The 8,008-nt window shown below is 48.0% G+C and carries 6 protein-coding genes, 2 tRNA genes, 1 rRNA gene and 1 other annotated feature; of the genes, 8 read left to right on the forward strand and 1 reads right to left on the reverse strand.

Annotated features, from left to right (window positions below; translation table 11 throughout):
- Together rrf and guaB are read left to right on the forward strand one after the other, a co-directional pair.
- Positions 1–83: ribosomal RNA gene (rrf, locus tag KNQ07_RS16425) — 5S ribosomal RNA — on the forward strand; the annotation flags it as partial.
- A 155-nt stretch (positions 84–238) separates the two neighbouring features.
- Entirely contained in the window at positions 239–1,705 is a 1,467-nt protein-coding gene (guaB, locus tag KNQ07_RS15635) for an IMP dehydrogenase (RefSeq protein WP_012368922.1), read from the forward strand.
- Between the two features lie 62 nt (positions 1,706–1,767).
- Here guaB and pdxR read toward each other — a convergent pair whose 3' ends face one another.
- The gene (gene pdxR / locus KNQ07_RS15640; protein ID WP_214767900.1) at positions 1,768–3,162 is read right to left on the reverse strand and encodes a MocR-like pyridoxine biosynthesis transcription factor PdxR; all 1,395 of its coding nucleotides are present in this window, start codon (positions 3,160–3,162) and stop codon (positions 1,768–1,770) included.
- A 130-nt stretch (positions 3,163–3,292) separates the two neighbouring features.
- On the opposite strand from pdxR, the gene pdxS reads away from it, so the two are divergent.
- The 6 genes from pdxS (at position 3,293) to KNQ07_RS15670 (ending at position 8,007) form a co-directional block, all read left to right on the forward strand.
- Positions 3,293–4,180 carry a pyridoxal 5'-phosphate synthase lyase subunit PdxS gene (pdxS, locus tag KNQ07_RS15645; RefSeq protein WP_200859024.1) on the forward strand — a complete coding sequence of 296 codons (888 nt, stop codon included), beginning with the start codon at positions 3,293–3,295 and terminating at the stop codon, positions 4,178–4,180.
- Entirely contained in the window at positions 4,174–4,752 is a 579-nt protein-coding gene (gene pdxT, locus KNQ07_RS15650) for a pyridoxal 5'-phosphate synthase glutaminase subunit PdxT (protein ID WP_214767902.1), read from the forward strand. Before pdxS ends, pdxT begins: the two co-directional genes overlap by 7 nt.
- 94 nt (positions 4,753–4,846) lie before the next feature.
- Complete coding sequence (locus tag KNQ07_RS15655; protein WP_214767904.1) at positions 4,847–6,094, forward strand: D-alanyl-D-alanine carboxypeptidase family protein; 1,248 nt, start codon at positions 4,847–4,849, stop codon at positions 6,092–6,094.
- Between the two features lie 12 nt (positions 6,095–6,106).
- Positions 6,107–6,315: a binding site (T-box leader), on the forward strand.
- A gap of 63 nt (positions 6,316–6,378) precedes the next feature.
- The gene (gene serS / locus KNQ07_RS15660) at positions 6,379–7,656 is read left to right on the forward strand and encodes a serine--tRNA ligase (RefSeq protein ID WP_214767906.1); all 1,278 of its coding nucleotides are present in this window, start codon (positions 6,379–6,381) and stop codon (positions 7,654–7,656) included.
- 137 nt (positions 7,657–7,793) lie between these two features.
- Positions 7,794–7,884 (forward strand) — tRNA-Ser (locus tag KNQ07_RS15665).
- A gap of 35 nt (positions 7,885–7,919) precedes the next feature.
- A tRNA-Ser gene (locus tag KNQ07_RS15670) sits at positions 7,920–8,007 on the forward strand.
- The last annotated feature ends 1 nt before the right edge of the window (position 8,008 follow it).

Consider the following 8,008-nt stretch of genomic DNA (forward strand, 5'->3'; position numbering starts at 1 on the left):
CCCATGCCGAACACGGAAGTTAAGCACTTGAACGCCGAAAGTAGTTGGGGGCTTCCCCCTGTGAGGATAGGACGTTGCCAGGCCAGTAAAAGACCGATCTGCATTTTGCAGGTCGGTCTTTTTGTGTTATGTGAAACTTCAGATTGTTCTGATTATTGGTGGAGTCATTGACATGCCACCTCTCGCTTGTTACCATAACATCAATATTCTTTTATAGAAGAGAAAGCGAGTGGATAACATGTGGGAGAACAAATTTGCTAAAGAAGGCTTGACGTTTGATGACGTCTTGCTCGTACCACGTCGTTCAAGTGTCTTACCGCGAGATGTTGATTTGTCTGTAACATTATGCGAAGGAATTACATTAAACATTCCTTTAATCAGTGCAGGGATGGATACCGTAACAGAAGCTCCAATGGCGATTGCCATGGCACGTCAAGGTGGTCTTGGAGTCATCCACAAGAACATGTCGATGGAAGATCAAGCCGAACATGTCGATCGTGTTAAGCGGTCGGAGAATGGTGTCATTACAAATCCGTTTTACCTCACGCCAGAACGACAAGTCTATGATGCTGAATATTTGATGAGTAAGTACCGGATTTCAGGTGTTCCGATCGTCAATAACGAAACAGAACGTAAATTGGTCGGTATCTTAACCAACCGCGATCTCCGTTTCGTGAAAGATTACTCGACGGTTATTGAAACTGTCATGACGACGGAAGAACTGGTCACAGCAAAAGTCGGTACCTCTTTAGAAGAAGCCGAACAGATTCTCCACAAACATCGGATTGAAAAGTTACCACTCGTCGATGAGAACGGAGTTTTAAAAGGTTTGATTACAACAAAGGATATTGAAAAAGTTGAGCAATATCCGCATGCAGCCAAAGATTCATTTGGACGTCTGCTCGTCGCAGCAGCTGTCGGTGTAACGAAAGATGCCTCGGTTCGTGCCAAGTTCCTCGTAGATGCAGGAGTTGACGCATTGGTCGTCGACACGGCACACGGTCACTCAGAAGGGGTTCTCGTGAAAGTACGCGAACTTCGGGACGAGTATCCGAACTTGCCGATCATCGCAGGAAACGTTGCAACAGCTGAAGCGACACGTGACTTGATTGAAGCAGGTGCTTCTGTCATCAAAGTCGGAATTGGACCAGGGTCTATTTGTACGACACGTGTCGTGGCCGGAGTCGGTGTTCCACAAATCACAGCAGTCTTTGATTGTGCAACAGAAGCCCGTAAACACGGTGTCTCGATTATCGCTGATGGCGGAATCAAGTATTCCGGTGATATCGTCAAAGCACTCGCAGCAGGCGGTCATGCAGTCATGTTAGGCAGCCTTCTCGCCGGCGTGGAAGAAAGCCCGGGAGAAATGGAAATTTACCAAGGCCGTCAATTCAAGACGTATCGTGGTATGGGATCGGAAGCCTCAATGAAACGCGGCAGCCAAGACCGTTATTTCCAAGAAGCCGACAAGAAATTTGTTCCAGAAGGAATCGAAGGTCGCGTCGCATACCGCGGTAAACTCGGTGACTCGGTTTACCAACTCGTCGGAGGGATCCGCTCAGGAATGGGATACTGTGGTTCTGCTTCACTTGAAGAATTACGTGAAGAAACACAGTTCATCCGGATGACAGGTGCAGGTTTACAGGAAAGCCATCCTCACGATATTCAGATTACGAAAGAAGCTTCAAACTATACACGTCAATAATCAAAAATCCTGCGACCTGAATAGGCCGCAGGATTTTTTTGTGGATAACCTTGTGGATACTTTTATTTTAACTGCCAAGCGGCAACGAGTTCGGTCAGTCCTTGCATCAATTGTTGTTCTGTTAAACTGGCAAACCCGAGGACAATTTGTGGATAAGCTGTGGATAACGGCAACTGGGCATAATCCGATAATCCATATACTTGGATCGAGGAGTCCTTCGCTCGTCGCAGCAATTCCTGTTCTCCCATGCCATTTGAGACGGAGAGGACGACATGCAGTCCGGCACTTTCTCCCGTCAATTTCAGAAAAGGTACATCCCGGAGAGCGTGGACAACGACATCGAGTTTGCGGCGGTAGATTTTCCGCATGCGGTTCAAATGTTTCTCGAAGTCGCCCTCTTTCATGAAGCGCGTCAAAATCGTTTGATCAAATCGGGAGACACTACACGTATAGTATGGAAATTCAGTTTGATAGCGTTCTAATAAAGGTCGTGGCAATACCATATATCCGATGCGAAGGGACGGCATCAGTGATTTTGAGAATGTACTCAGATAAATCACCCGTTCACTGTCCATACTGTGCAAAGAAGGAATGGATTTTCCGCTGTACCGGAATTCGCTATCATAATCGTCTTCTATGATATAACGGCGATCCGATGCAGCGGCCCAGTTTAACAGTTGACGGCGTCGATTGACGGATAAAATACTGCCCGACGGAAACTGGTGAGCCGGTGTCACATACATAACATCGACAGGACTTTGAACGAGGGAAGGAATCACTAAGCCGTTTTGGTCGACCGGAATCGGAACCGCCGATCGTTCATGACTTTCAAGGATCAGACGTGTCGCATGATACCCGGGATCTTCGATGCCATAGGTTGTCGTTTTTCCTAATAAAAAGATGATATGCGGTAACAATTGCTCAACACCGGAACCGATGATGATCTGCTCCGGCGAACAGACGACTCCCCGTGAATGGTAGAGGTACGTCGCAATCTCGAGACGTAATGATAGATCACCTTGCGGGTGTCCAAGCGAGACGAGTGATTGATGTTGTTCGTCGATGACATCTTTTGCGTGTTTCCGCCAACGGGAGAAAGGAAAGGATGAGCCATCGATTTTACTGGGATGAAAATCGTAACGCATGGCTGGTTGTTGATTTGAACGTTGACTTGTCGGCAGAGGCGTTGTTTTGACGTATGCCAGTTCTTCGTAGGCTAAGACGAAGTAACCTTTCCTGGAAACGGATTCGACATATCCTTCTGCGACCAACTGTTGATAAGCCAGTTCGATTGTCGTCTGGCTGAGATTTAAAAACTGACCAAGCTTTCGTTTCGATGGTAATTTCGTTCCGTAAGCAAGGCGTCCTTCAATGATTTCCTGACGGATTTGCTGGTACAGCTGTTCGTACAGCGGACGATTTCCGTCCCGTATCAACTCAAACGATAACATGTCCATAACTGATCTCCCTTTTTACTGACCTGGTTAATTTATCATAAACTGATACTTTTAAAATAGTCAACGGGGAATATACTAAAAAGTATCACCGATTGGAAATACTATCACTGTCTAGGGGGAGTTCATAATGATGGAACGGCAACAAGGATCAGATCGTGTCAAACGGGGAATGGCTGAAATGCAAAAGGGTGGCGTCATCATGGATGTCGTGAATGCGGAACAGGCTAAAATCGCAGAAGCCGCCGGAGCGGTCGCTGTCATGGCACTTGAACGGGTGCCATCGGATATTCGGCGTGACGGGGGAGTAGCCCGGATGGCCGATCCGCTCATCACGGAAGAGGTTCTGCAGGCAGTATCCATTCCCGTGATGGCGAAGTGCCGGATCGGACATATCGTCGAAGCAAGGGTCCTCGAATCGTTGGGTGTTGACTTTATTGATGAAAGTGAAGTCCTGACGCCGGCAGACGAGGAGTATCATTTATTGAAGTCATCGTTTACAGTACCGTTCGTCTGCGGAGCACGTGATTTAGGAGAAGCGGCGCGCCGGATTGCAGAAGGAGCAGCGATGATCCGGACAAAAGGGGAACCCGGAACCGGCAATGTCGTCGAAGCTGTCCGGCATATGCGCAAGATTCAAGCACAACTCCACCAGATTCTTCATTCACAACCGGATGAATTGATGACGCGTGCTAAAGAGTGGGGCGCATCTTACGAGGTCTTACAACAGATTCAGACAACAGGACGTCTTCCGGTCGTGAATTTTGCGGCTGGCGGAATCGCGACTCCAGCCGATGCGGCATTGATGATGCACCTTGGAGCCGAAGGCGTATTTGTCGGTTCCGGTATCTTTAAATCGGAACATCCGGAACGCGTCGCGAAAGCGATTGTCGAAGCCGTGACATACAAAGACGATTTCGAACGGATTGCCCATCTGTCGAAAGGACTCGGAACAGCGATGAAAGGAATTGATGTGACGTCGATGCCGTTTGAAGAACGGATGGCACCACGCGGATGGTAATCGGTATATTAGGTGTCCAAGGCGCCGTGCGCGAACATCAAGAGATGCTTCATCTGCTTGGAGTCAAAACGATGATCGTCAAATCAAGCGCGGACTTGGACGGAATCGACGGTTTAATCTTGCCTGGCGGCGAATCGACGACGATCCGCCGGCTGATTGACCGTTATGGTTTACTGGATGTCTTGCGACGTCAAGCTGACACGTTGCCGATGTTCGGGACATGTGCCGGGATGATTTTGCTGGCAAGCGAATTGACTGAAGGTCCTTCCCATTTAGGGGCGATTCCGATGACGGTCAGACGCAATGCGTTCGGACGACAAATCGACAGTTTTGAAACCTCCTTGAACGTCGAAGGTGCCGGTCAGGATATTGAAGCTGTTTTTATTCGAGCTCCTTTCGTCGAGCAGGTCGGAGAAGGAGTACGTGTCCTGGCTGCAATCGGGACAGCCGCCGTTGTCGTCGAGACGGATCTTCATCTCGCCTGCTCCTTCCATCCGGAGCTGACTTCAGATCGGCGTCTTCATGATTATTTCATTCAAAAAATCAGACGGCGGACAGCTGTTTCTGTTTAATCAAAAGTAAGAGAGAAACCGTCAGTTTCCGGCTGTCGGTTTCTTTTTTTGTGCTACACTGAAAAGATATAACATCATTTGAAGGAGAGGACCGATGAAACGTCTTTTCACACTCTTTCTGAGTGTCCTTATACTGACTGCTGGTGGACAGCCGATGACAGGTCATGCAGAGACACCGGACATTCAGGCAGAATCTTACATAATGGTCGATGCGGTAACAGGCAAGATTTTATTGGCTGAACAGGCTGATTTGGCTCTGCCCCCGGCTTCGATGACAAAATTAATGACGCTTTATCTCGTGCGTCAGCAGATTGAGCAAAAAAAATTATCTTGGAATCAAACGGTTCGCCCAAGTGAAAAAGTACTGAAGCTTGCGAAAACGCCGGGAATTGCCCGGTTGCCGATTCGGAAAACAACGTATACCATCCGGGAATTGTACGACGCAGCTTTTATTAAATCGGCTAACGATGCCGCCGTTCTCCTGGCAGAAGTCATGGCCGGAACGGAGAAGCAGTTCGTGGAACGAATGAATGAAACAGCTGTTGCACTAGGGATGGAAGATACCGAATACGCCAATGCTTCAGGACTCGATGCCGTCGATGCGACATTACCGGGAACAAACTTGATGACGGCGATGGATATCTCTCTTTTGATCATCCGCTATATTCAAGACTATCCGGATGTATTAGATGTGACAAAACGTTCGTTCATTACAATCAATGGAGAAAAGGTCGAAAACTCCAATAAGATGTTGCCGCGCCAACCGTATGCGTACAGCGGAATGCGGGGGATGAAGACCGGGACGACGGACCTTGCCGGATACTGTTTTGCGAGTGTCGCTACACGCGGGAATTTAACACTCGTATCGGTCGTCATGCGAACGACATCCGATAAAGCCCGGTTTGCAGAAACGAAAAAACTGCTGGATTACGGTTTTTCTTCTTTTGAACCGTTGACGTATTACGGAAAAGGGGAACAAATCAAAGGTGTATTGCCGATTCGGGGGGCAAAACAATCCCGCTACGATGTCGTGACGAAAACAGCATTGTATGTGACCGTGTTAAAAAACCAAGCGAAACCGCATACGCCTGTCTTTCAATTTTCAAAAGCAGAAGCACCGTTAAAAGAAGGTGAAATCATCGGGACCGTCCAAGTGGAAGACAGCGGACGATACTTACCCGGATTCACTGTTCCTCAAGCTACAGTAACCAGTGCTGCGAAGGTTGAGCTGGCGAGCTTCCAAATCCGCTTGTTCCGCGCCGTTTCGGCCTGGTCCAAAAAAATCAGTCAAGCGATTCATCAACCAACCCTTGTCAACCGTAAAGGGGATAGTGTAAAGTAAAGCTAATCTCATAATGATGTCATGAACGGACCAAGTAGAAGCATTTATTCTGTTAAGAGAGCTAGTGGGTGGTGCGAACTAGTCAGAAGGATACTTTGAATCGAGCCGGATCACACACCTTGCGAACAAGGTGCGGGTACGCCCGTTATCGCGTCTTTAGAGTTGGCTGATCTGATCAGCAATGAGGGTGGCAACGCGGATCCAGGTGATTCGTCCCTCTTCGGTTTTTTAGAACCGGAGAGGGATGGATTGCCTTTTTTTATTGAAAAAAAGGAGGAAGAAACATGATTGATATTAAACGACTGCGTCAGGATTTTGACGCGATTCAAGAAAAACTGGCTCACCGGGGAGAAGATTTAACGGATATGAACCGGTTCATCGCCCTTGATGAAAAACGCCGGGAATTGATTGCCAAAACAGAAGTCCTGAAAGCGGAACGAAATGAAGCGACAAAAAAAATCGCGGAACTAAAACGCAACAAAGAAAATGCGGATGAAGCAATTGCTGCGATGCGCCAAGTCGGGGATGAAGTCAAAGCCCTCGATGAAGAACTGCGTGAAGTCGAAGCGACGCTGAATCTGTTGTTACTCGGTATTCCGAACGTTCCCCATGACAGCGTTCCGATCGGTTCTACGGAAGATGATAATGTCGTCATCCGCGAAGTCGGTGACAAGCCGGCGTTTGATTTTGAAGCTGTACCCCACTGGGATTTGATGGAACAGTTGAAAATCGTTGACGTCGAACGGGCCGGAAAAGTAACGGGAAGCCGTTTCGTCTTTTACCGCGGTGCCGGTGCACGTCTTGAGCGGGCATTGATCAACTTCATGATGGATTTACACCAGGACAAAAACGGATATACGGAAATCCTGCCGCCGCTCATGGTCAACCGGGATTCTATGACAGGAACAGGACAGCTTCCGAAATTCGAAGAAGATGCGTTCAAAGTCGAAGATACGAACTACTTCCTTGTTCCGACAGCAGAAGTACCGGTGACGAACATGCACCGGGATGAAATTTTGTCAGCGGATCAATTGCCGATCGGTTATGCCGCCTACAGCCAATGTTTCCGGTCTGAAGCAGGTTCTGCCGGCCGTGATACGCGCGGTTTAATCCGTCAGCACCAATTCAACAAAGTCGAACTCGTCCGTTTCGTCAAACCGGAAGAATCATACGAACAGCTTGAATTGCTGACAGGGCAAGCGGAGGAAGTTTTGAAATTACTTAAACTTCCGTATCAGGTCCTCAGCATGTGTACAGCGGATCTTGGTTTCACAGCTGCGAAGAAATATGACATCGAGGTCTGGATGCCGAGCCAAGGGGTGTACCGTGAGATTTCTTCTTGCTCAAACTTTGAAGATTTCCAAGCACGCCGGGCACAAATCCGTTTCCGTCGGGAAGCGAATGCTAAACCGGAATTCGTTCATACATTAAACGGATCAGCACTTGCAGTCGGTCGGACAGTCGCTGCCATTCTTGAGAACTACCAGCAAGCAGATGGATCAGTTGTTATTCCAGAAGTACTTCGTCCTTATATGGGCGGTCTTGAAGTCATTCAAGGATAAGTAGGAAGGGGGAGATTTCCCCCTTCTAATTTTTTAAAAAGTTTTTTTAGAAAAAAGCTTTACACAATAAAACCAAGATGCTATCATAATTTATGTCAGGAAGGCGCTCGTACAATACGACGCTCAATTATAAGTACGGAGGCGTACTCAAGTGGTTTAAGAGAACGGTCTTGAAAACCGTCAGGCGGCGAAAGCCGTGCGTGGGTTCGAATCCCACCGCCTCCTCCATTTCTTTTTTTTTACCTGAAAACTACATATAACTTGGAGGCGTACTCAAGTGGTTTAAGAGAACGGTCTTGAAAACCGTCAGGCGGCGAAAGCCGTGCGTGGGTTCGAATCCCACCGCCTCCTC

Source organism: Exiguobacterium sp. s145, from assembly GCF_018618835.1.
Taxonomy (GTDB): domain Bacteria; phylum Bacillota; class Bacilli; order Exiguobacteriales; family Exiguobacteriaceae; genus Exiguobacterium_A; species Exiguobacterium_A artemiae.